The 26,063-nt window shown below is 41.4% G+C and carries 28 protein-coding genes; 13 read left to right on the top strand and 15 right to left on the bottom strand.

Going from position 1 to position 26,063, the window contains the following annotated elements:
- Positions 1-3: 3 nt before the first annotated feature.
- From RBR61_RS05255 to RBR61_RS05235, 5 genes are all read left to right on the top strand, one after another.
- Positions 4-237 carry a hypothetical protein gene (locus RBR61_RS05255; RefSeq protein ID WP_137015309.1) on the top strand — a complete coding sequence of 78 codons (234 nt, stop codon included), beginning with the start codon at positions 4-6 and terminating at the stop codon, positions 235-237.
- A 95-nt stretch (positions 238-332) separates the two neighbouring features.
- Complete coding sequence (locus RBR61_RS05250) at positions 333-617, top strand: HU family DNA-binding protein (RefSeq protein WP_137015307.1); 285 nt, start codon at positions 333-335, stop codon at positions 615-617.
- 161 nt (positions 618-778) lie between these two features.
- On the top strand, positions 779-1,318 hold the full coding sequence (locus RBR61_RS05245; RefSeq protein WP_320342575.1) for a peptidylprolyl isomerase: 540 nt from the start codon (positions 779-781) through the stop codon (positions 1,316-1,318).
- A gap of 90 nt (positions 1,319-1,408) precedes the next feature.
- Complete coding sequence (locus RBR61_RS05240; protein ID WP_320342574.1) at positions 1,409-3,058, top strand: anion permease; 1,650 nt, start codon at positions 1,409-1,411, stop codon at positions 3,056-3,058.
- Positions 3,059-3,072: 14 nt separating this feature from the next.
- Complete coding sequence (locus RBR61_RS05235) at positions 3,073-3,579, top strand: protein disulfide oxidoreductase (protein ID WP_320342572.1); 507 nt, start codon at positions 3,073-3,075, stop codon at positions 3,577-3,579.
- Between the two features lie 80 nt (positions 3,580-3,659).
- Here RBR61_RS05235 and RBR61_RS05230 read toward each other — a convergent pair whose 3' ends face one another.
- From RBR61_RS05230 to RBR61_RS05195, 8 genes are all read right to left on the bottom strand, one after another.
- Positions 3,660-7,076 (bottom strand): molybdopterin-dependent oxidoreductase, encoded by a 3,417-nt coding sequence (locus tag RBR61_RS05230; RefSeq protein WP_320342570.1) that lies wholly within the window; start codon positions 7,074-7,076, stop codon positions 3,660-3,662.
- Between the two features lie 12 nt (positions 7,077-7,088).
- Complete coding sequence (gene nrfD, locus RBR61_RS05225) at positions 7,089-7,994, bottom strand: NrfD/PsrC family molybdoenzyme membrane anchor subunit (RefSeq protein WP_320342569.1); 906 nt, start codon at positions 7,992-7,994, stop codon at positions 7,089-7,091.
- Positions 7,994-8,632 (bottom strand): 4Fe-4S dicluster domain-containing protein, encoded by a 639-nt coding sequence (locus RBR61_RS05220; protein WP_320342568.1) that lies wholly within the window; start codon positions 8,630-8,632, stop codon positions 7,994-7,996. The genes nrfD and RBR61_RS05220 overlap by 1 nt, the downstream gene beginning before the upstream one ends.
- Positions 8,633-8,842: 210 nt before the next feature.
- The gene (gene hisD, locus RBR61_RS05215; protein WP_320342567.1) at positions 8,843-10,135 is read right to left on the bottom strand and encodes a histidinol dehydrogenase; all 1,293 of its coding nucleotides are present in this window, start codon (positions 10,133-10,135) and stop codon (positions 8,843-8,845) included.
- Complete coding sequence (locus RBR61_RS05210) at positions 10,132-10,554, bottom strand: DUF255 domain-containing protein (RefSeq protein WP_320342566.1); 423 nt, start codon at positions 10,552-10,554, stop codon at positions 10,132-10,134. Before RBR61_RS05210 ends, hisD begins: the two co-directional genes overlap by 4 nt.
- Entirely contained in the window at positions 10,547-11,062 is a 516-nt protein-coding gene (locus tag RBR61_RS05205) for a shikimate kinase (protein WP_320342565.1), read from the bottom strand. The genes RBR61_RS05210 and RBR61_RS05205 overlap by 8 nt, the downstream gene beginning before the upstream one ends.
- A gap of 2 nt (positions 11,063-11,064) precedes the next feature.
- Complete coding sequence (locus tag RBR61_RS05200; RefSeq protein ID WP_320342563.1) at positions 11,065-12,363, bottom strand: hypothetical protein; 1,299 nt, start codon at positions 12,361-12,363, stop codon at positions 11,065-11,067.
- Between the two features lie 15 nt (positions 12,364-12,378).
- Positions 12,379-12,819 carry a hemerythrin domain-containing protein gene (locus RBR61_RS05195; RefSeq protein WP_320342562.1) on the bottom strand — a complete coding sequence of 147 codons (441 nt, stop codon included), beginning with the start codon at positions 12,817-12,819 and terminating at the stop codon, positions 12,379-12,381.
- Positions 12,820-12,960: 141 nt separating this feature from the next.
- Between RBR61_RS05195 and RBR61_RS05190 the strand changes: the two genes are divergently transcribed.
- The 7 genes from RBR61_RS05190 to crcB are packed head-to-tail and all read left to right on the top strand — an operon-like array spanning position 12,961 to position 18,091.
- Positions 12,961-14,277 (top strand): S41 family peptidase, encoded by a 1,317-nt coding sequence (locus tag RBR61_RS05190; protein ID WP_320342560.1) that lies wholly within the window; start codon positions 12,961-12,963, stop codon positions 14,275-14,277.
- A gap of 5 nt (positions 14,278-14,282) precedes the next feature.
- Positions 14,283-14,996, top strand: a complete 714-nt coding sequence (gene purC, locus RBR61_RS05185; protein WP_320342559.1) for a phosphoribosylaminoimidazolesuccinocarboxamide synthase — start codon at positions 14,283-14,285, stop codon at positions 14,994-14,996.
- Between the two features lie 5 nt (positions 14,997-15,001).
- Positions 15,002-15,244 (top strand): phosphoribosylformylglycinamidine synthase subunit PurS, encoded by a 243-nt coding sequence (gene purS, locus RBR61_RS05180; RefSeq protein ID WP_320342558.1) that lies wholly within the window; start codon positions 15,002-15,004, stop codon positions 15,242-15,244.
- Positions 15,241-15,915, top strand: a complete 675-nt coding sequence (gene purQ / locus RBR61_RS05175) for a phosphoribosylformylglycinamidine synthase subunit PurQ (RefSeq protein ID WP_320342556.1) — start codon at positions 15,241-15,243, stop codon at positions 15,913-15,915. The genes purS and purQ overlap by 4 nt, the downstream gene beginning before the upstream one ends.
- Positions 15,912-17,057: a GW dipeptide domain-containing protein gene (locus RBR61_RS05170; RefSeq protein WP_320342555.1), complete on the top strand. Its 1,146-nt coding sequence runs from the start codon at positions 15,912-15,914 to the stop codon at positions 17,055-17,057. The genes purQ and RBR61_RS05170 overlap by 4 nt, the downstream gene beginning before the upstream one ends.
- Positions 17,035-17,733, top strand: a complete 699-nt coding sequence (locus RBR61_RS05165; RefSeq protein WP_320342554.1) for a lysophospholipid acyltransferase family protein — start codon at positions 17,035-17,037, stop codon at positions 17,731-17,733. Before RBR61_RS05170 ends, RBR61_RS05165 begins: the two co-directional genes overlap by 23 nt.
- Positions 17,702-18,091 (top strand): fluoride efflux transporter CrcB, encoded by a 390-nt coding sequence (crcB, locus tag RBR61_RS05160; RefSeq protein WP_320342553.1) that lies wholly within the window; start codon positions 17,702-17,704, stop codon positions 18,089-18,091. The genes RBR61_RS05165 and crcB overlap by 32 nt, the downstream gene beginning before the upstream one ends.
- On the opposite strand, the gene RBR61_RS05155 is transcribed toward crcB, so the two are convergent.
- From RBR61_RS05155 to ovoA, 6 genes are all read right to left on the bottom strand, one after another.
- A complete protein-coding gene (locus RBR61_RS05155) occupies positions 18,081-18,650 on the bottom strand; it encodes an ATP-binding cassette domain-containing protein (RefSeq protein ID WP_320342551.1) in 570 nt (189 codons plus the stop codon). The genes crcB and RBR61_RS05155 overlap by 11 nt on opposite strands.
- 3 nt (positions 18,651-18,653) lie before the next feature.
- A complete protein-coding gene (locus RBR61_RS05150; protein ID WP_320342549.1) occupies positions 18,654-19,346 on the bottom strand; it encodes a dUTP diphosphatase in 693 nt (230 codons plus the stop codon).
- Positions 19,347-19,568: 222 nt separating this feature from the next.
- Positions 19,569-19,997, bottom strand: coding sequence for a pyridoxamine 5'-phosphate oxidase family protein (locus RBR61_RS05145; protein ID WP_320342548.1), 429 nt, complete (start codon positions 19,995-19,997; stop codon positions 19,569-19,571).
- Positions 19,984-20,223, bottom strand: coding sequence for a hypothetical protein (locus tag RBR61_RS05140; protein ID WP_320342547.1), 240 nt, complete (start codon positions 20,221-20,223; stop codon positions 19,984-19,986). The genes RBR61_RS05145 and RBR61_RS05140 overlap by 14 nt, the downstream gene beginning before the upstream one ends.
- Positions 20,220-21,401, bottom strand: a complete 1,182-nt coding sequence (locus RBR61_RS05135) for a pyridoxal phosphate-dependent aminotransferase (protein ID WP_320342546.1) — start codon at positions 21,399-21,401, stop codon at positions 20,220-20,222. Before RBR61_RS05135 ends, RBR61_RS05140 begins: the two co-directional genes overlap by 4 nt.
- On the bottom strand, positions 21,398-23,497 hold the full coding sequence (ovoA, locus tag RBR61_RS05130; RefSeq protein WP_320342545.1) for a 5-histidylcysteine sulfoxide synthase: 2,100 nt from the start codon (positions 23,495-23,497) through the stop codon (positions 21,398-21,400). The genes RBR61_RS05135 and ovoA overlap by 4 nt, the downstream gene beginning before the upstream one ends.
- Positions 23,498-23,525: 28 nt before the next feature.
- Between ovoA and pgeF the strand changes: the two genes are divergently transcribed.
- Entirely contained in the window at positions 23,526-24,251 is a 726-nt protein-coding gene (gene pgeF, locus RBR61_RS05125) for a peptidoglycan editing factor PgeF (protein ID WP_320342543.1), read from the top strand.
- On the opposite strand, the gene dxs is transcribed toward pgeF, so the two are convergent.
- Positions 24,232-26,055, bottom strand: a complete 1,824-nt coding sequence (dxs, locus tag RBR61_RS05120; protein WP_320342542.1) for a 1-deoxy-D-xylulose-5-phosphate synthase — start codon at positions 26,053-26,055, stop codon at positions 24,232-24,234. The two genes, pgeF and dxs, sit on opposite strands and share 20 nt — an antisense overlap.
- Between the last annotated feature and the right edge of the window lie 8 nt (positions 26,056-26,063).

Here is a 26,063-nt window from a genome sequence, read left to right as displayed (position 1 = left end):
ATTATGAGTACACTGACAAAACAAGAAAAAGATGCTTTAGAAGATGTATTTTTATCTATACATACAGGCAATAATAAATATAAAAAACTAAAAGAATTATCGTCTTTTATTATAGCTGATGAGATCAGCAGTGTCCTCTCAAAACTACTCAAACGTGCAAAATTTGGACTAAAAAAGAGAAAAAGTTCACATTTTTTATCATTTTTAGATAAAAAGAAGAAATCTTTAAGCAAATAAACTATAAAGTGTCTGTAGCTGAATTGCGTAACTTTAAAATCATCTTTTAAAGATGCGTAGTTTCGGAAAATCTTTATAAATTCAAGGGTAGATTTATGAATAAAGCTCAATTCGTTGAACTAGTGCAAGCAAGCGGTAATTACAAAACTAAAGTTGAAGCTGAAGCAGCTATCAGAGCATTTACAGATGCAGTAGCGTCTGCATTAGTAAAAAAAGAAGATGTTTCTCTTGTAGGGTTCGGAAGTTTTAGTGCTTCACTACAAAAAGGAAAAAGTGGTAAAGTTCCTGGTACAAGCAAGACTTATACTACTAAAGACAAGATGGTTCCTAAATTTAAAGCTGGCAAAGGTCTTAAAGACCGCGTTGCTGCTGGTAAATAAGACCTCTATTTGCCGCAAATTCATTTTGCGGCAAAACTCTTCTAAAATATAATCCTTGCTACTTAAACACTCTATATAATCAATCTCTAAACAAACCTCATAAAGTCTTTTTAAATTCAATAAAAATAGATACAATATAATTATCATACAAAGGAGATAGAATGAAAAAAATTCTACTTATTCTACTTATGTTTTTTTCTGTAAATCTTAGTGCCCAAAACAGTGAGCCGCATGTTGTTCTGGAGACGACGCAGGGGAGTATAGAGCTTAGACTCTTCCCTGATATCGCACCTCTTGCAGTTGAGAATTTTTTAACACATGTAAAAAACGGCTATTATGACGGTGTCGTTTTTCATCGTATTATCAGAGACTTTATGATTCAAGGCGGCGATCCGACAGGAACAGGCAGAGGCGGCGAGAGCATCTGGAAGGAGGACTTCAAAGATGAGTTTACAAATAAAATGTTTGACAGAGCCGGCATTTTGGCTATGGCAAACAGAGGTCCTCACACAAACGGCAGCCAGTTCTTTATAACAACGGCTCCTGCTCCATGGTTAAACGGAAGACATACCATATTCGGTCAAGCTACCGCACAATCAATGGCTGTAATTGACAGACTTCAAAGCGTTGCGACCACTGGAAGAGCCGGCGGTGACAGACCGATAGAGGAGCAGAAGATCTTTAAGGCATACATCAAATAGGCGGTGTCATTTTTTCTGTTAAGTAATAGTGTGTAATTATTCTATAATTAATTTTACAATATAATTGCACCATCAATAAAAAGGTATTTAATGGAAATTCGTACTGTCGATAAAATTCAAAAGCAGGCACTCAAAAAGAGTGCGACAGATTTCACAAGACTAGGTTTTGCCCTATTTTTCATGATAGGTGTTTTGACATTTAGTTTTTTAAGCAACGGCGGAGTCTCAAATAACCTCTTTCTTGCTGTAGCAGCCCTTATCGGTGCTTATATGGCTATGAACATAGGTGCGAATGATGTTGCCAATAATGTAAGCCCTGCCGTTGGAGCAAAAGCGCTTACTCTTACTACTGCCATTATTATCGCTGCTGTTTTCGAAGCTGCAGGCGCACTTATCGCCGGCGGCGACGTTGTTAAGACTATCAAAAACGGAATTATAGATATCACGGCTTTTGGCGGAAACCCTGATCCTTTTATATGGGCTATGATGGCGGCTCTTCTGGCAGCTGCACTATGGCTTAATTTTGCAACTATGATGAAAGCTCCTGTATCTACGACTCACTCAATTGTCGGTGGTGTAATGGGTGCCGGAATTGCAGCTGCGGGAGTTGGCATAGTAAACTGGGGAACCATGGGAGGCATAGTTGCATCATGGATTATATCTCCTGTTTTGGGCGGCGTCATCGCTGCAACGTTCCTTTTTGCGATCAAAAAATCGATAGTCTTTAAAGATGACAAGATCGAAGCTGCTAAAAGATATGTTCCCATCTTTGTTGCAATTATGTCGTGGGCTTTTGTCACGTATCTTATACTCAAGGGTGTTAAACACATCTGGCCGAAGATACTGGAGCTTTTAAATGCACTGCCTCTAATATCACTGGAGATCACAAAAAAGCCGTCATTCGCGACTGCATTTATCATAGGTTTGATAATAGCCGTGTTCGTATATATGTTTGTTAAAAAAAGAGTCGGCTCAAATACCACCGCTCTTCAAAACTCTAGAGAGTCTGTAAATACACTATTTACCATTCCACTTATTTTTGCAGCTGCACTTCTTAGTTTTGCTCACGGTGCGAACGATGTTGCAAACGCAATTGGGCCGTTAGCGGCGATTAACGATGCAGTTGTTAACGGAGGTGTGTCATCAGCCGCTTCTATCCCACTTTGGGTTATGGCTGTCGGTGCATTGGGAATCTCTCTTGGCTTGGCTCTTTATGGACCTGGCCTTATCAAGACTGTAGGAACCGAGATCACAGACCTTGATCAGATGAGAGCTTTCTCAATTGCGATGGCTGCTTCTATAACCGTTATTATAGCTTCTCAGCTGGGCTTGCCTGTAAGCTCCACGCATATAGCTATAGGTGGTGTCTTTGGTGTCGGTTTCTTAAGAGAGTGGCTCTACGCAAAAGATGAAAAGAATCATACTATAGAGGATGATATACTAGCTATTGAGGATGAGAAACTGACCAAGAGCGCTTATGAGCATGAATTAAAAGCACTTGAACAAAAAGAGGAGAAGTCTCAGGGTGATTATACAAGAATCGCAGAGCTCTATAAACTCATAGCTAATGAGAAAAAGATAATAAAATCAACTAAAAAGAGCATCAAAAAAGCTAAAAAGATACAATACGTAAGAAGAGACGCGATCAAGAAGATCGTTGCCGCATGGCTTATTACAGTACCTGCTACTGCTGTTCTTGCCGGCATGTTATTTTTTACCATAAGAGGGATTATGCTTTAACAGAGCTGTTTTGTATGGACTTAACAAAGCATAAACTTATAAAATATCTAAAGGAGGCTCTTCTTTTTATTGTTGTGATGGCAATATTTGCCAACATACTAAGCTTCTACAGAAGCAGCAGTTTAAACAAAGAGCCCATCAACCTCAAAGAGGCAACTCTTCTAGATGGCAGCATATACAAAGTGCCAAACAATGAACCCATACTACTTCACTTCTGGGCCTCTTGGTGCCCTACCTGCAAAGCAGAAGCTCAAAATATACAGAGAATATCAAAGAGTTTCAACGTCTTAACAATCGCTCTTAAATCTGGCAGCGATGAAGAGATAGAAGAGTACTTAAAAAGCCGCGAGCTTACATTTAAAACAGTAAATGACGGCAACGGGGAGATAACTGGGAGATACTCGGTCTCTGTATTTCCTACTACCATTATCTACGACAAAGACGGCAATGAGCTCTTTAGCGAAGTGGGTTATACGACTACATTTGGATTATGGGTAAGGATGTGGCTGGCAGGGCTATAAAGTTTTGTCAGCTTGATATTTTTACTTAAAGAATAAAGAGAGTGTATTATAAAGCCTCTAAAGAGGCTTTATAGAGTTATTTACTTGCTGATTTTAACAACATATGCTTTATGAGACAGAGGTACCCAAGGACGCTTAATGTGCTCTGGACGACGAAGCGTAGAGTTCTCATCCAATCCACGAGTCAACTGATCTCTCCAACCCTCATAAACTTTGAAGTTGTTGTCATAGTTTACAAAGATATCACCTATCTTATCGCCGGCTTGTGCAGGCTCTAAGATTACCTTTTGGTGCCAGCAGTGCATACCTGAGATCGGGTCAGGGTGCGGAGCAGCAACGGCATTTTGCCATGAACCGCTAAGACCGTCCCACCATATATTTCCACTATCTTTATTGTAGTCTGCAAATCTGTTTGCATGGAAAGGTTTGATACCGTCAACATACTTGAGTTTACCCTCTTTGCCATCCATTTGAAGTTCTGCAGTAGGAACACCGAAGCTGTTTATACCGCCCTCTCCGTTATAATCTTCTATCTTGATCTGTCCGCCTTCTCTACCCGCATTTTCAGGTGAGTGAGCCATAAACTTAGGATCGTTCATATTTCTTGCAACCGGCTGAGAATCAACTTTTCCGTCCGTTACACCGTTAGGAATGCTCACGGAGTTTACAAGCTTCCATCTTCCGCCGTGGTGTGAACAAGCAAGCGTACCAGGTAGAACACCCTCTGTTGGAACTGCCATAGCTACAAAGTAGCCAGACTCTAAGCCAGTAACACTGTCAACAATTTTTACACGAATTGCATCACCGCGCTTGAATCCTTGACGAGCTGCATCTCCTGTAGATATCCAGATCGGATCGTGGTTCTGTGAGATCTCCATCAAGTGCTTAGAGTTCGCAGAACGCGTATGAATGTTATATGGCAATCTAAATACAGTGTTTAGAGCATAAGAGTTCTTCTCAGTCATATAAGAGTGGTTTACATGCGATACTATATGCTCCATCTCTTTTTTCTCTTTCTCGTTTCTTGGGTAGAACGGAATAGCATACTCCGGCCATTTCCAATCTTCAGCAAGCCATTCACAGAAGAAGTCAAGCTTCTTGTCGAGCGTTGCAAAACCTTCCATCTTTTTGCCGTCAACGACAATACCGATAGCTTTCTCTTTACCGTGGCTCTTAGCAGTCATAACACCTGTTCTCTTATCTATAGTTACATCTTTTTTGCTGTATTTATGTCCGTGAGAGATATAGTTTTGGCCATCATCAACTATTTCACGCTCTTGTGCTGAATAGATATTGTTCTCTTCCATCCATGCACCGTGATCTCTCATATACTCATATACAGGGTATTCAGAGTTTTTGTATCTATCATCAGACGTAGCAGTCGCTTTAAGATTCGGCAGATTGTCACCAAATGCCGCATCATACCACTCAGCGATAGTAACAGGCTTGCCTGGGTTCTTTTTAGACTCCCACATAGATTTGATAGTTTTAGTTTTTGACTCATCTAAATAGAGCTCGCCTTTTGGATCTATGTAGTTAACACACATATCAAACCAGAACTCATTCTCTTCCCAAACTTCTCCAAGACCAGCTTTTATGTGAGCCTCTAATGTAGCGCGGTTAGGGTTTTTAGGCTTCCAACCAGCTTTCTCCAGTGCTACTCTCATAACAGGCTGACGGAAAGATGTCCAGCGAGCAGGCATTGTAGCTTCAGAGTGCTGATCGTGTCTCTCACCCGCAAGTCCAACAGGCAGAATATAATCTACATACCAGTTAGTCTCTGACCATACAGGAGAGAGGTTCATAGTAAGTTCCATTTTAGACTCATCTTTTATTGTATCTATCCATCTGAATCCATCCGGATTGATCCATACAGGATTGTACATACGAGGAATCCAAACTGCAAGTTTTTGAGGAACATTCAGACCTCTGTCTATCCATTTCTTCTGCCACTTCTTATCTGCAAGAAGGTGTGGAAGAAGGTAAGATAACTCATAAGTTGACAATGGCCATTCAGGCGGCCACGAAAGCTCATTATAGACATCAATTTTTGGAACATCAGAACCACGTTTACCTTGACCTACTGTTGCGCTTCCGCCTTTTCCACCGACAGAGATAACATGCCAGTGGTGAAAGAATGTACCACCCTCAGGTCCGATGGCACCGCGAAGAGCAAGTGAAAGATAGCCTGTACGACCGCTCATCCATCCACCGCGGTTTCCTGCAGCTGTTGCTCTCCAGAAATATGAAGATATAGCTGTTCCGGCCCAGATAAACATATCGTAAAGTTTTTCTAGCTTATAAGCAGGAACGTGTGTCTCTTTAACCGCATAATCTAGTGTAAATGGAGAGTAAAGCTCTTTTAATACATCCAAGAATGTATCGAAATCGTCACCAGATGGAACTTTAGAGATATACCCTTTGCTTACCATAAATTCTAAATATTTTTTGTTATCTAAGAAAACTTCCCAATTTAACCATCTTCTAACAAAATCTTTATCTACTTTACCTTCGCTTAACATTCTTTGAGCAAGGTATAGATAGATAACTGGCTCTGTTCCAGGCCATGCAGCGATCCAAAGATCAGCCATACCTGCTGAGTTAGAGAGACGAGGATCCATAACGACCATCTTCGCACCCTTAGCTCTAGCATCTGCAATAAATGATGCCGACTGCTGAAAGTAGTGACCTGCATCAGCCGCATGCGAAGAGTTAAGGAAAATAAGTTTCGCATTTGCCCAATCCGGAGAAGTTCTGTCATCATTCGCCCACTGGATAGTAGGCGTACGTCCACCTGAAGAACAGATGTTTGTGTGCGAGTTAAAACAGTCTTGACCTATTGTAGACCATACCTGACCGGTAAATCCGTTCTCATTCGGGCGACCGACGTGGAACATACATGATTTTTTAGAGAGCTCATCACCTACTGCGATAGCATCATGCATCTTCTTACCGATAGTAGTCATCGCCTCATCCCAAGTAGTACGGATCCACTTACCTTCACCGCGAGCAGAACCAGGAGCACGCTTTAGAGGGAATGCTATACGATCCGGATCATACATCTGAGACTGAGCAGCATACCCTTTCGCACAGTTACGTCCGCGAGATGCCGGGTGCAGAGGGTTACCCATATACTTTTTAACTGTGAAAGTCTTCTTGTCAATCCATGCAGTCAGACCACAAGATGCTTCACAGTTTGAACATGCAGATGGAACGATCATATAGTCGTTTACTTCTATACCTTCAGGATTTGAAGCACTTCTTACACCATGGCGATCTATACCGCCTCTTTTCCAATCATCTCCGTCTAACTCTTTAAAATCATCCCATTCGCTCATAGGAGGATAAAATGATAAAGAGTCCGGAGTGTTGGTAAACTTGCTGTCACTAACTGAGTCAGCAATAGCATCGGCCGTGAACACGCCTTTTACAATTGAAGCACCGGCTACTGTAAACGCGGCACCTTTTAAAAATGTTCTTCTACTTTCTAAATACATTAAAATCTCTCCCTAACTCATTGGTAATAATTGTGGAATAATCAGCCATACATGCTTAACTATAGCAAGACCTACCAGCGCTAAAATAGCTGCCAGTTTTAAAATACTGTCACTTTTGCCTGCTCTGCTTAAAAGAACAAAAAGCATTGGTAAAATATAAGTCATCCACTGACCTATCCAGAACATTACAGCGTATGGTCCGTCACCCTGAATATAACCCACAACAGCAGCTATTTCTTCCGCTTTCATCGGACCAAACACATACTCTGCCATATAGATTATAAATGCCATTAAAGCACTAAGACCAAGAACAACACCTAGTGTGTTTTTTGCTTCTGCGCTTAGTTTGTTTCCGCCTATAAGTATCATAGCCGCAGAACCTGCAAGAAGCGCTGCTAAAATCATTTGAGCCGACTCTGTAGGCATCTGCCACAGTTCACGTGCAGTACACTGAGCCATAAGAGCAGCCGTATAGAGTGTCACAGGTATCGCAAGAATAGTAGTCCATAACAACACTTTGTCAAATGTTTCATTGTTTTTCTTATAAGCAAGAAATGCAAGAAGCGTTAAAAGACCCAAAAATGCTGAAGCCATCAATGAACCCCAAGCAATTGCCGATGACCAGCTGGAGTAAACAAATATATGCCACATTCTAAATGGCTGATGAAGGTCCGCCAATGTAAACAATAAGAAGATATTAATAAATAAAAATGCTACTATTGCTGTCGGAAGTCTTAAGTTCTTCACTGATTCAGGGTGCATTCTAAGAAGCAAGAAAAGCATAAAAATCACACCTGTACCGATGCTCTTTGCCCACATATTTACTGTTACAAGCCAAGGCCAAACTATCCCGGGAATCGCTGCATCTAATGTAACTACAGCATTTGTTGCTGCTAAAATTTCATGTGTCATTGCCATTAGTGTTTTCCTCCTACCGGAAGTGTTGTAATATTGTTAAAGAGCGAGTGTCCGTCAACTCTCTCTGAAGCAAGAGGATTAAGAGTAACATTTCCACCGCCTACGTAGTAGTGATGAGGATTTGTTCCCTTTTCAGGTTTACGAACTTGAACGCCACCCTGATGCACTTGAATATACTTAGAGATATTTGAAGTAGGATCATCAAGGTCTCCGAAAATATTTGCCTGAACAGGACATGCAACGACACAAGCCGGCATCATACTTGAAGCAACACGGTGAGCACAGTATGTACATTTATCTGCCGTATGCGTCTGAGGGTCAATATAGATAGCTCCGTAAGGACAAGCCATAACACAGCCTGCACAACCTATACAGCGCTCTTTGTCAATATTTACAATACCGTTTTCCAGATAGTGAAGCGCACTAACCGGACATATTCTCTCACACGGTGCATTTTCACAATGATTACATCTAAGCGGTGTAAATGTTCTTTTCGTCTCAGGGAAAGTTCCCACATCTACATATTTAACACGAAGTCTCCATGTACTAAGCGGAACTTCATTCTCCACTTTACATGCGATTTCACACCCTTTACATCCCATACACAGATGTAAATCAACTAGGAAGCCTAATTGCATATATTCTCCTTCTAGCCTAATCTATTAGACAAATGTTAGATTTATAACTACAGTTAATCTTTGAATAAAAAACCCTTATTTTAAAAACACGGAAGTTCTTACTACGAGTATACTATCTATATAAAGCTTAAATTAGTTATAAAAATGTGATAATTTTATAATATTTTCTATTATTGGGAATATTTGAAAAACAGAAAGCTGGGTAGTGCTTTAGCTCTTAAGCCTTACCCTGACTGACTCTTCATGTGCAGTCAATCCTTCTGTATTTGCAATTAATGCGCACTCAGAGCCTATCTCGTTTATAGCTTTTTGGCTAAAATAGATAATTGAAGATTTTTTCATAAAGTTCTCTACTCCAAGCGGAGAGTAGAATTTTGCTGTTCCACCTGTCGGAAGAGTATGATTTGGACCTGCAATATAGTCACCTATTGCCTCCGGTGTGTTGTGTCCTAAGAAAATTGCACCCGCGTGTTTTATACTTGCAAGCAACTCAAAAGGAGATGTTGTCGCAACTTCTAAATGTTCCGGTGCTATTTCATTCATAAGAGTAACTGCTTCTTGCATGTCACTTGTTACAATAATTGCCCCACGATTCTCTATCGACTCTCTTGCAATCTCTTGTCTGGGAAGTTTTTTCAACCAGTTCTCTAGCTCAATCTTAACCTCATCTGCTAACTTTTGCGACGGAGTTATGAGTATTGAACTCGCCATCTCGTCATGCTCGGCCTGAGAGAGCATGTCGATTGCCATATGAGAAGCATTCGCGCTATCATCCGCCAATATCCCTATCTCGCTCGGTCCTGCGATCATATCTATATTTACATCTCCAAAGACCATCTTTTTCGCAGTAGCGACAAAGATATTTCCAGGTCCGGTAATGACGTCAACTCTAGGTATGCTCTGAGTTCCGTATGCCATTGCCGCGATCGCACTTGCTCCGCCTACTTTGTAAACATCTTTCACACCGCAAAGATGGCACGCCGCAAGTAAGAGCTCGTTTGGCTCGTTATCGGGGGTCGGTGTACAGACCACTATATTTTCGACTCCCGCTACCTGAGCAGGGATGACGTTCATTAAAAGGGAAGATGGGTATGCCGCTTTGCCTCCTGGGATATAGAGACCTGCACTATCGACTGGAGTGACTTTTTGACCCAAAATAGTACCGTTTGCTTCACTGTCAAACCAAGATTTCGGCTTCTGTTTTTCGTGATAGCTTTTTATTCTATCGTATGCTAAGTGAAGAGAGCTTTTTAATTTCTCATCAATATTGTCATATGCTTTTTTCATTAGCTCCGTAGATATTTTAAGATCTTCATCTTTTAACGGAGTCCATTTGTCGAACTTTGTGATATGTCTCTTAAGCGCCTCGTTTTTATCGCTCTTTATCTCGCTTATTATGTTTCCCACTATTGCCGTGACCGACTCTATGTCCATCTTGCCGCGCCCAAGTAGTTCGCTGAACTCCGCTTTAAAACTGCTGCTTTTTGAATTTGTAAAGATCATTTTTTGTTCTTTTCCTTGTTAAACTCTTCTTCGACGATGGAGAGCGCCTTTAAAAAATTCTCAGCGTTCATAGCTCCCATTAGCGGCTCATACATCGGCTGACCGCTCGGCATCAAAAACCAGATGGCAGGGGTTCCCGGTCTCCAAAGTTCCTGCGGCAGATAGTCTCTCTCATCACTGTATGAGATCACCGAGACAAACCCTTTGTTCAATCTCTCAACCACCCTTGCGTCTTTAAATGTAGTTTCATCCAGTATCACACAATATTTACATGCGTGGCTTGATGAGACAAAAAGTACCGGCTTATCGCTCTTTTGTGCATTTTCAATGCCCTCATGATAATCTTTTGCCCAATTTATCTCCGCTGCAAAGAGATTCATCGCTGCTGTAAGCACCAAAAATATAAAAATTCTACGCATGTTCTTTCACCTTTTCTAGAAGTTCTTTAGCGCACTCTAACGCGCTTTTGTCGGTTACGTCAATCACAATATCCGCAACGGCCATATACTGCGGCAATCTCTCTTTATAGAGCTCTTTTGCCTTTTTCAAGTCATTTAAAAGCGGTCTTTTTTTAAGTTTTTTTGACGCATTGGGGTGACTTTTTATCCGCTTTAGTATTTTATCAAAAGGAGAGTTTAAAAACACAACTATACCTATATCTTTTAGATTATCCTGTTTGTAAAATCCGCCTCCCGTTGATATAAGAGTATTGCTTACGGAGTTTTGCAGCCACAAAGAGACTCTCTTCTCCAGATCTCTGAAATACTTCTCACCGCTCTGTTCAAATATCTTCTTGACGCTTCTGTTCTCCATGCTCTCTATAAGATCATCGGTATCTATAGATATGTAGTCAGATATTTTAATAACCTCGCGGGCAACGCTGCCTTTGCCGACACCCATAAACCCGACTAAAATAATATTTTTCACTTTTAACTTTCCACTTTCATAGCAAATGCGCTCATGTCAAAATCAGGCTTCGTCTTAATAGTTTTTAAGTAGACCGACACTGCAACTGCGATATTGTACTCTAATATTAACATGCTTAAAATAAATGTAAGCGCAAACAGAGCCAATAGTTCCGGCACAAAAAATGAGATTATAAAGCCTACAAGAGATACAATAAATAGTATAAACTGAGCAATAGAGAGCTTTTTGCTTATCATCTCATTCATAGTAGGAATGCTCATATACCCTTTTGCGTTTAGATGGAACCAGACCAAAAAAGGGACAATTTTATAGAGCATTCCGGACATTATGGAGATAATAAATCCTCCGCCTATCATCACTGAAACCACTACAATATACTCTGAATCAAAAAAGTCGTTAAGCACCCATGAAAAAGCACCAAGTGTCATAAAAACCGCCCCGCTTCTCCAGTACCAGATAGTAATATCGCTAACTTTTCGGCGTCGCTGATTTAGTTTTATATAGACCGTTGTAGCAAAAGCCCAGAAAAAAAGAGCGACCCATATCTTTGCAACTGCTGCGTATGACTCAAAAAATAGATTTAAAAAGAGCCATAAGAGAAGCCCTGCGCTTATGATCCATACAACTCTCTGTTTGCAAAACTTTTTGAATTTTGGCGCCACGTAAAACATCGGCAGTATGTGAAAAGCAACACCGATTATCAAGATCCCTGCAAAACCGAAAACTGCCCAGACGCTGTGAATATTTGCAAAGAGCAGATGTGATTGCAGAAAATTGCCGCTTGCGTAAGATGCCAAGAGATGGATTCCCATCAGCGCTATAAAGAGTGCAAAGATTAAACTTGTAATCATTGCTCTTATGCTTGGAGTAAAGTTTATGACGCTCTTAAAAGCTACAAGCATTGAGAGCATAAGTATTAAAAATCCGCCTCCCAGCAGTCCGGAAGCAGCAAACATAAGCACTGAGGCTTCAAAGAGCAGCCCAAAGATCATAAATAGAGTTCCAAAAAGCAAAAAGAGATATGACACAAGCGAGACAAGATTTACTTTTGCAATTTTAACTCCAGCCAGAACAGGAAGCATCTGGGTAAGCGCTCCAAAGATAATAAAACTCAAAAAACCTATGGTCAGTGCATGCGTAATTGCGATCGACTCCAGTGAAAATCTGCTTGAGAGCACATTAGCATCGCCAAAAAGCATCAATATACCGGCAAGAACTCCAAAGAGAGGTGCCGTTAAGAAAAATCTAAGAGGCGCCCATATCGGAGGCGCTTGATCTACAGAGAGTCCGTTAAAATCCAAATCCGTATCTTCTCACTACTCTACGATCATTGAGCGCATCATATCCACAATGCGGTCCGACTCTGCGCTTAAGTGCTGCTGCGCCATGGTATAGAGCATCTGCTCCTCTTTCATATTGTGCTGCTGCATCAATATCATCAGCGTCTCACTGCTTCCAAAAAACTTATCTTTGTCTTTAGATTCGATCGCCTTGCCAATGTCGGATATAAGATTTCTCATCTGCGCATGTTCATGTCTCATCATCGCTGTAGGACCTTGCGTCATACCGGTCTTTTGTTCAAACTCCAAGAACATCACGCGCTCTTCCATCTGAAAATGTCTCTCAGTCTCTTTTGCGAACTCCTCATAAGCCGCCTTTGCGCTCTCTATAGAGTTTGTTGCCGCATCCTCCATCGCCGCGAACAGCTCATCGCAACGACCATGATCCGCCGTTAAATACTCTTTTATACTGCTCATAAATATATACCTTGATAATTAAAATTTTCGTATTATATTAAAAATAATTTAAATAAAAATTACCGCAAATCAATTTCGTCCAAGTTGTTATTTAAACAGCTTTTTACTATAATGTCCTTTTTAATTTATACAGGAAAAATAATGAAAAACAAAAAGTTACTTACTCTAGGTTTTGCCTCTGTAACGGTCGCGTTAGCTCTGCTCTTTTCCACAAATCTTCTTGCCTCTACAGATGAAAAGAGTGAGGACAAAGAGGCTTCCAGACTTGAATCTTTGGCAAAATTCACAAAAGTCATAAGTATCGTAGAGCAGTACAATGTAGACGATGTCACGATCGAGGAGCTTATGGACAAGGCGTTAGAGGGGATGATGAGTAACTTGGATGCACACTCAAACTACCTTACCCAAAAAGATTATAAAAATTTAAAAGTCCAAACGAACGGTGAATTTGGCGGTCTTGGTATCACTGTGGGTGTCAGAGACGGCGCATTGACGGTAATAGCACCGATAGAGGGCACGCCTGCGGACAAAGCGGGAATCAAAGCCGGCGATATTATCTTGAAGATAAACAACGAATCGACTCTCAATATGACGATAGATGAAGCGGTCTCCATCATGAGAGGCAAAGTAGGTACGCCTATAGAGCTGATGATAGTAAGAGAGGGTGAGAGCAAACCTCTTACAATCAAAATAGTAAGAGGCACTATCACAATAGAGTCTGTTTATGCAAAATCAATCGGCAACGATATCCAGTATGTCCGCGTAACAAGCTTTGACAAAAAAGTGGTAGATGAAGTGACAAAAGCCATAAAAAAGAGAAAGCCGACGACAAAAGGAGTTGTTCTTGACCTAAGAAACAATCCCGGAGGGCTTCTTGATCAGGCGGTCGGACTTGTTGACCTTTTTGTCGACGAGGGAGATATAGTCTCACAAAAGGGAAGAAACAAGGCAGACGATGAGATATACTCTGCGAGTTCTAAAAATACTATAACAGATGTTCCGCTCGTAGTGCTTGTAAACGGCGGCAGTGCAAGTGCAAGCGAGATCGTAAGCGGTTCTCTTCAGGATCACAAACGTGCTATCGTGGTAGGTCAAAACACCTTTGGAAAAGGGAGCGTTCAGGTTGTCCTTCCTATAACCGAAGAGGAGGCTATCAAGCTTACAATTGCGAGATACTATCTTCCTAGCGGAAGAACAATACAAGCACTTGGCGTAAAACCGGACATTGAGGTGTTCCCTGGTGAAGTAACTGTAAATAAAAATGAATTTGCGATAAAAGAGGCTGACTTAAAGAAACATTTAGAAGAAGAACTGGAAAAAGTAGAGGGCAAGAAGGAAGAGGATGAGGCTCAAAAAGACTCAAAATATATCATCACTGACGAGATGATAAACAAAGACATGCAGCTAAAAGTTGGTGTTGATATTTTAAAAGCATTAATCATTACAAAAGGACTATAAAAAAGATGCAAAAAAGAGAACTGCTCTACGAGGGAAAAGCAAAAAAACTGTTTACAACTGATGATGAAAATCTTCTTATCTCAGAGTTTAAAGATGACTTGACTGCGTTTAACGGAGAGAAAAAATCCAGCGAAGCGGGAAAAGGTGCTCTTAACAACAAGATATCTACGGAACTCTTCAAACTTTTAGAGCAAAAGGGTATACAAACTCACTTCGTAAAGATGCTTGATGAGAATCATATGCTTCACAAAAGAACAGAGGTTATTCTCATAGAGGTTATCGTTCGTAATATTGCAACGGGAAGCCTAAGTAGAAATCTCGGCATAAAAGACGGTACCGTTCTTCCGTTTACACTTGTTGAGTTCGACTACAAAAACGACGCTTTGGGCGATCCTAAACTAAACGACCAGCATGCACTTATTCTCGGCCTTGTTGATTTTCAAGACGAGCTTGACAAACTTCGCCGTATGGCAAGACAGATAAATGATATTCTTAAGCCTTACTTTGCAGATAAAGGTCTTAATCTGGTCGACTTTAAACTTGAATTCGGCAAGGATAGCAGCGGCAATATCATCCTAATAGATGAGATCAGCCCTGACAACTGCCGTTTTTGGGATATGGCAAGCGGTGAGAAGATGGATAAGGACAGATTTCGTCAAGGTCTCGGCGGACTGACAGTTGCTTACGAGCAAGTTTTAAATAGAATTTTAGGGAAGTAGGGATTATGAAAGTTATAGTAAACGTATTTTTAAAAGCTGGTGTTTTGGATTCTCAGGGAAAAGCGGTGCATCACGCACTGGAGTCTCTGCACTTCGACAATGTAAGTGACGTACGCGTAGGAAAGCAGATAGTTTTAAAGCTTGATGAGAGCGATGAGGCAAAGGCGATGGCTGATGTAACAAAGATGTGTGAAGAGCTTCTTGCAAATACGGTAATTGAAGATTACAACATAGAGCTGGTAAAATGAAAGTAACTATTTTACAGTTTCCCGGCACGAACTGCGAATATGATACACAATACGCTTTTGAAAAACTTGGCGCCAAAACAGAGATATTGTGGCACAAGTCGCAGAGCGTTCCTTCTGATACAGACCTCTTTGTAGTTGCAGGCGGTTTTAGCTACGGAGACTACTTAAGAAGCGGCGCTATTGCAAAGTTCAGCCCTGTTATGAAAGCTGTTTCGGCTTATGCAAAGAACGGCGGAAAAGTTTTGGGTATCTGCAACGGTTTTCAGGTTCTAACAGAGTCAGGACTTCTTCCGGGTGCTCTTAAGAGAAACGAGAGCCTGCACTTCATCTCAAAACACCATCATCTTAAAGTCATCAGTAACGAGAATGTGTTTTTAGAAGAGCTGCAAAACGGCGATGTCGTAAATATCCCGATCGCCCATCATGACGGAAACTACTATATAGATGAAGATGGATTAAAAGAGCTCTACGACAACGATCAGGTTCTTCTGAAGTACTGTGACGCAAACGGAGATGATAAAAATCCTAACGGAAGCGTAGACTCTATAGCGGGTATCTGCAACAAAGAGAAGAATGTTTTTGGTCTTATGCCGCACCCAGAGAGAGCTATGGAGAGCATTCTTGGAAGCAGCGACGGTGTTAAGATGCTTCAAGGGTTTTTAAAAGCGTGAAACTCTTTTTATTAGCATGCTTTTTTCTCTTTACAGCCTCGCTTGCAAATGCAACGCAGAGTTCAGATACAAAGAGCTATGCTGATACGCAAAATATAGATCAGAACACTTTTATTACCGAAGATGAGATACAAAGCCTGCCAAAGGTGTTGTATCTAAGCTATGAAAAAGTCCCCGCAAGAGTCCTAAAGGGGGAGATTTTTACCGTTACCATAAAGAGCCTCTCAACGGTTAAAGACTTTATGGATATCTCATACACACTCTCCAACTCTGAGGGTCTAAAACTTCTAAGCGATTTTCCCTCTAGAGAAAAAGACTCAAAGTACTTCTATGAGACCTTTCACTTTTTGGCTACTTCACAGAGCATCAGACTTCCTGATTTTACCGCAACCATTATAGGTAACAATGACGAGATATACAGAAGCACAACTCTTCTTGGTCAAAGCATGAACGTCATCTCCTTAAATCCTAAAAAAGATTTCTCCAATATAGTAGCTTCCTCGTTTGAGATACTGGAGTACAAGACCACAAGCTATGACAACGCGCACAATATCGTCGTATTCGTGGCGACCGCTACAAACTGCGACATAGCCGCTCTTCATTTGAACAGTGCTTACAAACAGGGAGTAGAGTCTATTACAGAGTCCTACTTTGACTCCAAAATAACCTACTATGCGGTAATTGACAAAAATATGGAAAACCTATCATTTTCATACTTTAATCTGCAAAAGAACAGGTTTATCCCAATCTATATACCCATCGTAGTTGATGACGACAGCGTTGCTACACAAAGCGATCTAAAACCAAAAGATCAGTCTCGCGAGATGCTCAAGATGGCTATTGCAGGAGCAGTGGCGGTAGTCGCTTTTTTTGTGATCTTGTGGAGAAAGAAGTATATATATCTTGTTTTCATTATACTGCCTCTGGCATATATAGCATATGTCGCTCTTCCTTCAAAAGAGGTGTGTTTAAAAGAGGGCTCAAACATCTATCTGCTTCCTCTTTATAACGGAACGATATTTGAGACTACACAGGAGAAGCTGCATCTTCAAAAAGAGAATGAGGTTGAAGGCTGGATAAAAGTACGTATTGATGGAGAAAAAGTAGGTTGGATAAAAAATGAAGATATTTGCTCACGTTAGTTGGCTTTTCGCAACTCTTATAATTGCGACTTCGCTAACTTTTATGATTGTTACCTTTTACCTTCTTCCAAGACCATACAGCAGAAAGATAGCTGCGTGGCTTATCAGGATAGGAACTTTTTTCAGTGTTACGGTTGAAGGCAAAGAGGATCCAAAAGCCCAGATGTTTTTAGTCAACCACCAAAGCGATCTTGATATCGTAGTGATGGAGACAATCACCTCAAGAGACATTACCTGGGTCGCTAAAAAAGAGCTATTTGATATGCCTTTTTTCGGTCTAGCCCTTAAACTGCCTCAGGATATAGCCGTAGAGAGGGAGAGCAAGACATCTCTTATAAAGCTTCTAAAAGATGCGAAACGTATTCTTAAAACAAACAGGGTCATTACGATGTTTCCGGAGGGTACACGCTCCACAAAGGGGACAATGCTCCCTTTTAAATCGGGTGCAAAGATCATTGCAGATTCGAACAATCTTCGTGTTCAGCCCGTAGTTTTGATGCAAACGGCAAAATATTACAACACAAAAGAGTTCTACTACAGACCTGGAAGAGTAAAAGCTATCTTTTTAGAGTCGTTTGTGGCTGATAAAAGCGATGAGAACTGGCTAAGCGATCTAAGAGTAAAAATGCAAAAGGTGTATGACGATGAGTTGGCAAACAATCCTCGCCATAGGTAGCGGCGGCTTTATCGGCGCGGTTCTTAGAGCCTACCTAAACGGTCTTATATCTCACAGAGTGCCTCATGAACTCCCTTACGGAACGCTTGGCGTAAACCTCATTGGAAGCTTCGTTATGGGAGTGCTTATCGCATACTTTATGTACACTACCGTTTTTTCCCTCCATGCAAAATCGTTTTTCTCCACTGGAATTCTCGGTGCGCTGACCACCTACTCGACTTTTGCCGTAGAGACTCTTCTACTGATAAACGGAGGGCACTTGGCTCTTGCAGCTGCAAATATGGGACTTAACGCTTTTGGCTCGGTCTTTGCCGCAGGCGGAGGTTTTTACCTGGTAAAGTATCTTCTTAAAGCATAATGATCTCATCCGCACACCACTTGGCGAGGTCGAGATCGTGTGTAATAAGAAGCATCCCCATTCTATCGAGATGTTTTACAAGCATGCTCATAACCTCCAACTGAATGACATTATCAAGTGCGGAAGTAGGTTCGTCTAGCAGGAGCAGATCCGGCTTCATAAGCATAGCGCGGAGTATGGAAGCACGTTGAAGCTGACCGCCCGAGAGTTCATGCGGTAATTTTAAAAGAAGCTCATAATCAAGGTTTATATTTTTTAAATACGACTCTATCTCATCAACTTTTGCGACATCTTTTATCTGGTTTAGAAGCGTATAACTCGGATGAAAAGAGCTGTACGGGTCTTGAAACACTTCAGAGCAAAAAGAGCTTTTAATGCTTCCGCCAAGAGGTTTCAGGTTGCCCAAAATAAGTTCAAAAATAGTGCTCTTTCCGGCTCCGCTTGCTCCCACTATCGCTTTTATCTCTCCTTTTTTGAGAGAAAAAGAGAGATTTTCAAAAAGCAGATGCTCCTTTTTATAACCAAACGATAGATTTTCAACTTCTAATATAGCACTCAAATATTAGCTCTTATTTAACGCCAAATAGAGTTTTGTAAGCTCTTTATAAAGCTCATCGGGTTTAATATCGCTGTTTTGCTCTAAGATTCTCTTCATTATAACGTTATCCTCTTCTCCTGCCCATACCTTGATATAAGAGCCATCTTTGTAGCCATTGTCCTGTCTGAACTGGTTTAGGATATTTTTTCCTACATAGAGGTTGTAGAGACTCTCAAGATTTAAACCGCTCATAACCACAAGATCAAAGAAGTCTGCTATAAGGTTTTCAGGGTCAAGCGGGCCTCTTGAGAGAGTGTCTATCATGATCGATTCTATCTTTTGGATGGTCTCATCCTGAGAAGCAAACAGCGCCTCTTTAGTATCTATCTTTTTAAAGCTCTTTGACTCTGAGATATTTATCGCCAGATCTTCAACCTGCCCTCTTAGGGTCTGTGAGTAGTTCTCTATTGCCAGACTCATAACGAAGTGCCAGACATCAACGACCTCAACCTGAAGATTGTCCCAATCTGCCTCTTGGTCTATGTTTTTCCAGTGTTTCCAGCTAAAGGAGTCTATCATCTCTGCACACTCCATATAGATGCAGCGTCTCCAGTTGATTACTTTGCCGTTCTTCGTGATTCCCTCAGTCCATTTATCGCCGTTTGTAGCCTCATTTAGAGATGCTTGCAGTTGCAGCATTAAAAGTATTTTATCCATCCGCTTCTCTTTAAAATTTAATTATCCCATTGTACCAAATATGCTAAAATAGCGCACTTAAATTAAGAGCCGATATGAAAAGAATTAACTGTAGAAGATGTGAATACTATTTTGTTACGTGGGAAGCCTCAAGACCTCACGGATGCCGAGCTTATGGATTTAAATCTCCGCAGATTCCCTCACTTTTGGTCTTTCAAAGCAGTGGAAGCGATTGTACGATGTTTAAGGAAAAGAAGCCTGCCAAATAATCTTTTTGCCAAAGCCCAAAGTATTGTCGGTTAGCTTAAAGTAGTCTACTTTTATCTGCCAAAGCTTCGGGCTCATCGCAAGAGCGTACGGAAAAGTTTTAAAATAGAGTTTTTTTAGCTCATCATCTTCAACCTCTACAAACTCGCCCCTAAACTGAACTCCCTCTATCTTGCCTACGGTTTTCGTCTCCAAAACGACAGTTCCTGCAACTGATGAACTTTTGGAGATATTTTTTATATGTGTCGTGTCGTCGCTGCTTGCAACCACAAATGAGACTCTTTTTGCATCATAGGCATAAAAAAGGTTGCACGCGCTAAGCTCTAAGCCATCAGTTGTAGCCAGAGTCAAAACGTGGTGTTTTGCTAAAAACGACTCTATCTTTGCTAGATCATTTTGCGACATTGAAGTTTCTAAAGAGATGCTTCTCTAAATCTTCCACCGAGCGTATCTCACGCTTGTTGAGCATCAGCTGTGCGGTGTCGTCGTTTGCCATCGTCTCATACATCTCTTTTATATTTGTCATGCTATAGTAGCTTTTTAAAAAGTCTAATAGCACCTCGAAATTATCATTTTTTTTCTCACTGTACTGCTTAAAAAATTTAAACTCGTCCCAATTTATCTCGATCAATTTTGTCTCCCAAAATTCTTTAATGCATTCTCTAGGTTTTTTATCATTTGCGACATTTTATCAGAACTAACGGCAAAGTTCAATCTCATAAAACCGCTCCCCTCTCTGCCGAAACTTATCCCTGGGCTAAGACCAAGACGAGCCTCTTTTACAAAAAACTCTCTAAGCTCGCGATCACGCAATCCCAAGCCCCTGCAATCAAGCCAAGCCAGATATGTAGCCTCTATCGGCGTTACATTTATGGAGTATTTTTCGCACGTCTCTTTTAACATTAAAAAGTTTTTTTCAAGATGTGCTTTTAGCTCTTCAAGCCACTCCCTACCATCTCTGTATGCCGCTTCAAAAGCCACATGCGAGAGAGAGGAGCCTTGTGCGAAGTGGATGCGGTTATATACTTTTAAAAACTTCTCTCTTAACTCTCTACTTGGTATGGCAACACTACTTATGGCAAATCCCGCCATATTGAACGTCTTGCCGACCCCAATAGCCGTTACGCTAATCTCTCTTGAGTCTTTGCTAAGCGAAGCAAACGGGATATGCCTGTTTGGCTTGTAGATAAGGTCGCAGTGTATCTCATCGCTAAAGACCACTATGTTGTGTTCTAAACAAACTTTTAGTATCTCCTCAAGCTCATCTCTTCTCCAGACGCGCCCCACAGGGTTGTGCGGAGAGCTTAAAAGCAGAAGCTTTGTTCTCTCATCTATCTTTGATCTTAGATCTTCTATATCAAAAGTATAGCTTCCGTCATCTCCAAGACGCAGAGGATTTTTTAAAAGCTCTCTATCATGCTCAATCACGCTGTGAAAAAATGGCGGATAAACCGGTGTTTGGACTATTATTTTATCGCCCTTATCAGTAAATGCCTCTATGGCCGCATTCATACTCGCTACGACCGAGTGAGAGTAAAGCATCTCTTCTAACGCAAACTCTACGCCGTGCTCTTTTTTCATCCATGCTATCTGGGCTTCAAACATACTGGACGGCACCTCTTCATACCCTATGATTGGATGCTCTAAGCGTTTTTTTACGGCATCTAGGACAAAAGCAGGAGTCTCTATGTCCATATCTGCCACCCACGCAGGAATAACTTCGTTTGTACCGAAGAGCTTCTCTCTTAAAGTGTACTTCTCCGCGTTTGTCTCTTCTCTGCTTACAGAGGTTGAAAAATCATACTTCACTTTTTTCTCCAGACACTAACCTCTGCGATGCTGTGCTGAAATTTTCTGGCTGTCTCTTTTATGACAAACTCCAGATCCTGCAGATGGAGAAGCTCAAACTTTTTGCCCAATATCTCTTTTAGCGTATCTATGGTTCTTACATCCTTACCGCTCTCATCTCTGTATCCGCCGAGCCAGAGCTCTTTTTTGGTTGAGCTCTCCTGCCAGGTATATGGCGAAGTCAGGATCAAGATGCCCTCGCTCTCTAGCCTCTCATCCACACTCTGTAAAAATAGCCTAGGATTGTAAAGCCTGTCAATGAGGTTTGTAGCCATTACTAAGTCGTAAGAGTTGAAATTCGGCTTTAGGTTGCACGCGTCGCCCTGCCAGAATGAGACTCTATCTTTGAGTGCATCATAACCAAGTTCATCTATGCTTACCCTTTTTTTCTCTGCCAGATCGCCTTCTGTTTTTGAAACAAATGCTACATAGCCATCATTTTTCAGCTTTACCCCCACGCCGATAAATCTAGCCGAGAAATCAATTCCCTCCACCTCATCAAAACTCTTGGCAAGCTCAAATGTCGCACGTCCTGTAGCACATCCAAGATCAAGAGCTTTTGTGTGGTTCTTTGCAAATTTTGAGGCGATTTTTGCACACTCTATTGCAAAATTCTTTACGCCGAACTTCTCATCGCCGTACTGAAACTCACAGTACTGCGATACAAGCTCGTCGCTCTCATAAATATCGTTTTCAATTTTCTCATCACCGCTTGATATAACGTATCTAAAACCGGCATTTTGAGGGAAGTGTTTGCGAAATGCGTAGCGTGAGTGTTTCATTATAAGATTTCCGCTGCTTGCCCATGATGAGCCTAGTATTAGAGAGTGTTTGTTGTCAAAAGTAGGAGTTGAAAAGTCATCGTAAGCGCTATGAACTTCAAACCCATTAAAACCGAATATCGGCGTGCGGCTCCACTGCCAGACATTCCCCACGACATCATATATGCCGTTGAAACCAAACTCGTTTACGGGGCAGGAGCTAAAATAGTGGTAGAAATTCAGGTTTGCCCTGCTCTCGTGAAAGTCCGGAATATCACATAATCCTGCATACTCATATATCAGCCTATACTCCGCCTCGCTCGGCAAAGAGTAAACTACTCCATCCTTTTTGCTTTTATAGCGGCAAAAGGCCTCCGCTTCAAGCGCGTTTACATCAACCGGCCAGTCAAGCGGCATATCTATAAGCTTGCAGAGTGTTCTGTATCTAAAACTACCATCTTCTAAAACCCAGAAAATAGGATGTTTCGCACCGCTTATGGCTAAAAACTTCTTCCCCTCGTCATCCCAGAACTCTTCATCTTCATATCCGCCATCTTTTACAAATTCCATAAATTCCGCGTTGCTTACAAGATATTTTGAGACTTTGAACTTCTCTATCATCTCACTGAACTCTCCATACTCGTTATCCCAGCCGTAGAGATTATGCGACTTATCTTTACCCAGAAAAACACTGCCGCCATCTATATCTATCATCTCATTTTTTGGAGCCGCTGAAGTATGCGTACAGATGTTAAACTCTCTGACCTCTTTGACATTATAAAGAGGCATCTGGCGGTGCAGAACCAAAGATGTCTCTATGTGGATGCGCTCATGCTCTATACCCATTAAGATTATCCACATGGGCGAATCTTGAGTAATCGGCAGAGTGAGTGGAAGCGAAGTTATAAGATCATCGACAAGAGCTCTTACCTTTTTACGGTACTCTCTAACCTCATCCACTTTAGGCCATTTGTAATGAGTGCCATTTGTATCGTCCCACTCCATCTCATCCACGCCCACGGCAAAGATAGACTCAAACTCAGGATTTATACGCTCTTTTATTATCTTCATAAGGACAAGTTTGTTTATAAAAAAGGTTGCGGTATGACCGAAATAAAATATCATAGGGTGGCGTGTAGGCTCCGACTTTTGGTAAAATACCTCATCGCTCTTTAAAACTTCAAATATCTTCTCAAAAATATCAAAAGTGTTGTGAAAATATGCCCTTATCTCTTCCCTTTTTGCTTCTATATCCGACCCGTCCAAAGTGACGGGGTATAAACTAAACTTACTCAAAACACTCCCTTTTGGATATAATTTTTAGATGAAATTCTATTATAGTAAAAAACTAAGCTTATTTCCAGAACTATTGCATGCTTTTACTACAAAAGAGAGTGGTAACCTTGCATTTCATGTCCAAGATGATGAGATAAGCGTGCAAGAAAATCACTCTATCTTGGCAAAAGAGCTTAGATATGAAAAAAACTCACTCGTTCATATGAAACAGATCCACTCAGACATCGTGCATATTGTCAAAGATGAGGATTTTGATACTCCTCCAACATGTGACGCACTTGTAACAAACAGACCAAACACTCCTCTTATGGTCATGGTCGCCGACTGCTCTCCTATTCTGTTCTATGACCATGAAAAAAAGGTTATAGCGGTGGCTCATGCGGGAAGGCAGGGGGCATTTAAGAACATAGTAAAAAATGTTCTTGATAAGATGCAAACCGAGTTCTCTTCAGACCCAAAAGATATATATGTAAGTGTGGGTGCGAGTATCGGAGTATGTTGTTATGAGGTTGGGGGCGAGATCTACGATGAGGCAAGAGAGAAAGGATTTGAGTATGCTATGCAAAAAAGAGGCGAGAGCTTCTATCTTGATGTAGGTGCTATTTTACTAAAACAGTTACTCTCCTGCGGCATAAAAAAAGAAAATATTGAGTTTTGCAATGATTGCTCATGTTGTAAGGCAGAGTCTTACTACTCATACAGAGGCGAGGGGCAAACCGGAAGGTTTGCAGGAGTTATCTCACTGACTCAGTGACCTTTTTTGCAAGCTGCTCAGGCAGAAGTCCCAAAGACTCCTCCACCTGCTTTGTGCTTCCGTGGGTAATAAACTTGTCCTCGTACTCAAAGCTTACCACTTCTACATCTAAAATCTTCTCTTTTGCTAAAAACTCCAAGATAGCACTGCCGACTCCGCCCATCTTTGCGCTGTCGCTAAATACAAACCACTTTTTATGTTTTTTAGACATCTCTAAAAGCATCTCTTCGTCAAGCGGCTTGACAAATCGCAGATCCAAAATACTTACTTCAAAATCCAAATGTTTTGAAGTCTCATAAGCACGCCCCACTCCGTTTCCGTATCCTATAAAGAGAACATCGCCGCTCTCAGAGCGCAGAAGCTGAGATTTTGAGAGCTCAAAAGGCAAAGAGTCCGGCAGGTCCGTCTGGATAAATGAGCCTCTTGGATACCTAAGCGAGCACGGATATGGATACTCGGACGCAAACGCCATCGCCTGATGAAAGCTCTTCTCATCTCTTGGGGCAAAAAGCGTCATATTTGGAATGGCTCTTAAAAAACTGATGTCAAAAACACCCTGATGCGTCTCTCCATCCTCGCCCACTATTCCTGCACGGTCAAGTGCAAAGACAACTGGAAGATTCATCAGACAGGTATCATGTATAACCTGATCATAACCGCGCTGTAAAAATGTCGAATAGATGGTACAGAAGGGTTTAAACCCCTCTTTTGCCAAAGCTGCCATTGATGTAACAGCGTGCTGTTCCGCGATCGCCACATCCCAAAATCTCTCAGGAAATGCTTTCATCAGCTCATCCAAACCTGTTCCCGTCGGCATAGCCGCAGTTGCTCCGACTATCTTTTCATTCTGTTTTGCAAGGTGCATTAGTGCCTCGCTATATATCTGCGTAGTACTTTTTGCACTGCTTTTTTTGGCTGCGTTTCCGCTGTCTATATCAAAAGGTCCGACACCGTGCCACTTCTCCTCTTGACCCTCTGCTATCTCATACCCTTTGCCTTTAATGGTCTGGGCATGAACTATAACAGGCTTTTTAAGCTCTTTTGCTTTTTGGAGTATCTCTATGAGCGATGTCAGATTGTGCCCGTCAACCGGTCCTATATAGTCAACCCCCATCTCTTCAAAGAGTATGCCCGGAGTTATAAGCTTTAAGGACTCCTCCATTCTTTTTGCAATGTATCTCGCACCCTCACCGAAATTGTCTACAAAGTTCTCGGTATGTCTTTTAAAGTTTTGGTAAAACGGTGAAGCCATTGCTGAACTGAGCATACGACTGACCGCACCGATAGGTTTTGATATGCTCATCTCGTTATCGTTAAGAATGATGACCATCGGGTACTTTCTATCGCCAAGTTCATTTAGCGCCTCATATACCATACCTGCGGTCATAGCACCGTCGCCTATCATAATAACTGGAACTCTGGAGTCCTGCTCGCCTTTTAGTGCGATAGCTTTGGCCGCACCCACACCCAAAGATATGGATGTTGAGCTGTGCCCTGCTACAAAGTAGTCATGTTCGCTCTCGCTGGGCTTTGTATATCCGCACAATCCGCCGAACTCTCTTAGAGTGTCAAACTCCCTCCATCTGCCAGTAATAAGTTTATGAGCGTATGATTGGTGGGATACGTCAAATATAAAGGGGTCTTTTTTGGAGTCAAAAACTCTGTGCATAGCTACAATAAGCTCTGTAGCCCCCAAAGTAGAGCTTAAATGCCCGCCGTTCTTACTAACAACTCTTAAAATCTCTTCTCTTATATCCGTGCAAAGAGTCTCTAACTCTTCTATACTGCTTTGTTTTATATTCATAAATAAAT

Source organism: Sulfurimonas sp. (genome assembly GCF_034005705.1).
Classification (GTDB): Bacteria; Campylobacterota; Campylobacteria; order Campylobacterales; family Sulfurimonadaceae; genus Sulfurimonas.
This window is presented reverse-complemented; position numbering and strand designations above follow the sequence as displayed.

What these genes read in the sequence shown, in the direction of transcription:
- RBR61_RS05255 (WP_137015309.1), top strand. Translation starts at nt 4, where the DNA reads ATGAGTACACTGACAAAACAAGAAAAAGATGCTTTAGAAGATGTATTT.
- RBR61_RS05250 (WP_137015307.1), top strand. Translation starts at nt 333, where the DNA reads ATGAATAAAGCTCAATTCGTTGAACTAGTGCAAGCAAGCGGTAATTAC.
- RBR61_RS05245 (WP_320342575.1), top strand. Translation starts at nt 779, where the DNA reads ATGAAAAAAATTCTACTTATTCTACTTATGTTTTTTTCTGTAAATCTT.
- RBR61_RS05240 (WP_320342574.1), top strand. Translation starts at nt 1,409, where the DNA reads ATGGAAATTCGTACTGTCGATAAAATTCAAAAGCAGGCACTCAAAAAG.
- RBR61_RS05235 (WP_320342572.1), top strand. Translation starts at nt 3,073, where the DNA reads ATGGACTTAACAAAGCATAAACTTATAAAATATCTAAAGGAGGCTCTT.
- RBR61_RS05230 (WP_320342570.1), bottom strand. Translation starts at nt 7,076, where the DNA reads ATGTATTTAGAAAGTAGAAGAACATTTTTAAAAGGTGCCGCGTTTACA.
- nrfD (WP_320342569.1), bottom strand. Translation starts at nt 7,994, where the DNA reads ATGGCAATGACACATGAAATTTTAGCAGCAACAAATGCTGTAGTTACA.
- RBR61_RS05220 (WP_320342568.1), bottom strand. Translation starts at nt 8,632, where the DNA reads ATGCAATTAGGCTTCCTAGTTGATTTACATCTGTGTATGGGATGTAAA.
- hisD (WP_320342567.1), bottom strand. Translation starts at nt 10,135, where the DNA reads ATGATCTTTACAAATTCAAAAAGCAGCAGTTTTAAAGCGGAGTTCAGC.
- RBR61_RS05210 (WP_320342566.1), bottom strand. Translation starts at nt 10,554, where the DNA reads ATGCGTAGAATTTTTATATTTTTGGTGCTTACAGCAGCGATGAATCTC.
- RBR61_RS05195 (WP_320342562.1), bottom strand. Translation starts at nt 12,819, where the DNA reads ATGAGCAGTATAAAAGAGTATTTAACGGCGGATCATGGTCGTTGCGAT.
- RBR61_RS05190 (WP_320342560.1), top strand. Translation starts at nt 12,961, where the DNA reads ATGAAAAACAAAAAGTTACTTACTCTAGGTTTTGCCTCTGTAACGGTC.
- purC (WP_320342559.1), top strand. Translation starts at nt 14,283, where the DNA reads ATGCAAAAAAGAGAACTGCTCTACGAGGGAAAAGCAAAAAAACTGTTT.
- purS (WP_320342558.1), top strand. Translation starts at nt 15,002, where the DNA reads ATGAAAGTTATAGTAAACGTATTTTTAAAAGCTGGTGTTTTGGATTCT.
- purQ (WP_320342556.1), top strand. Translation starts at nt 15,241, where the DNA reads ATGAAAGTAACTATTTTACAGTTTCCCGGCACGAACTGCGAATATGAT.
- RBR61_RS05165 (WP_320342554.1), top strand. Translation starts at nt 17,035, where the DNA reads ATGAAGATATTTGCTCACGTTAGTTGGCTTTTCGCAACTCTTATAATT.
- crcB (WP_320342553.1), top strand. Translation starts at nt 17,702, where the DNA reads ATGAGTTGGCAAACAATCCTCGCCATAGGTAGCGGCGGCTTTATCGGC.
- RBR61_RS05150 (WP_320342549.1), bottom strand. Translation starts at nt 19,346, where the DNA reads ATGGATAAAATACTTTTAATGCTGCAACTGCAAGCATCTCTAAATGAG.
- RBR61_RS05145 (WP_320342548.1), bottom strand. Translation starts at nt 19,997, where the DNA reads ATGTCGCAAAATGATCTAGCAAAGATAGAGTCGTTTTTAGCAAAACAC.
- pgeF (WP_320342543.1), top strand. Translation starts at nt 23,526, where the DNA reads ATGAAATTCTATTATAGTAAAAAACTAAGCTTATTTCCAGAACTATTG.
- dxs (WP_320342542.1), bottom strand. Translation starts at nt 26,055, where the DNA reads ATGAATATAAAACAAAGCAGTATAGAAGAGTTAGAGACTCTTTGCACG.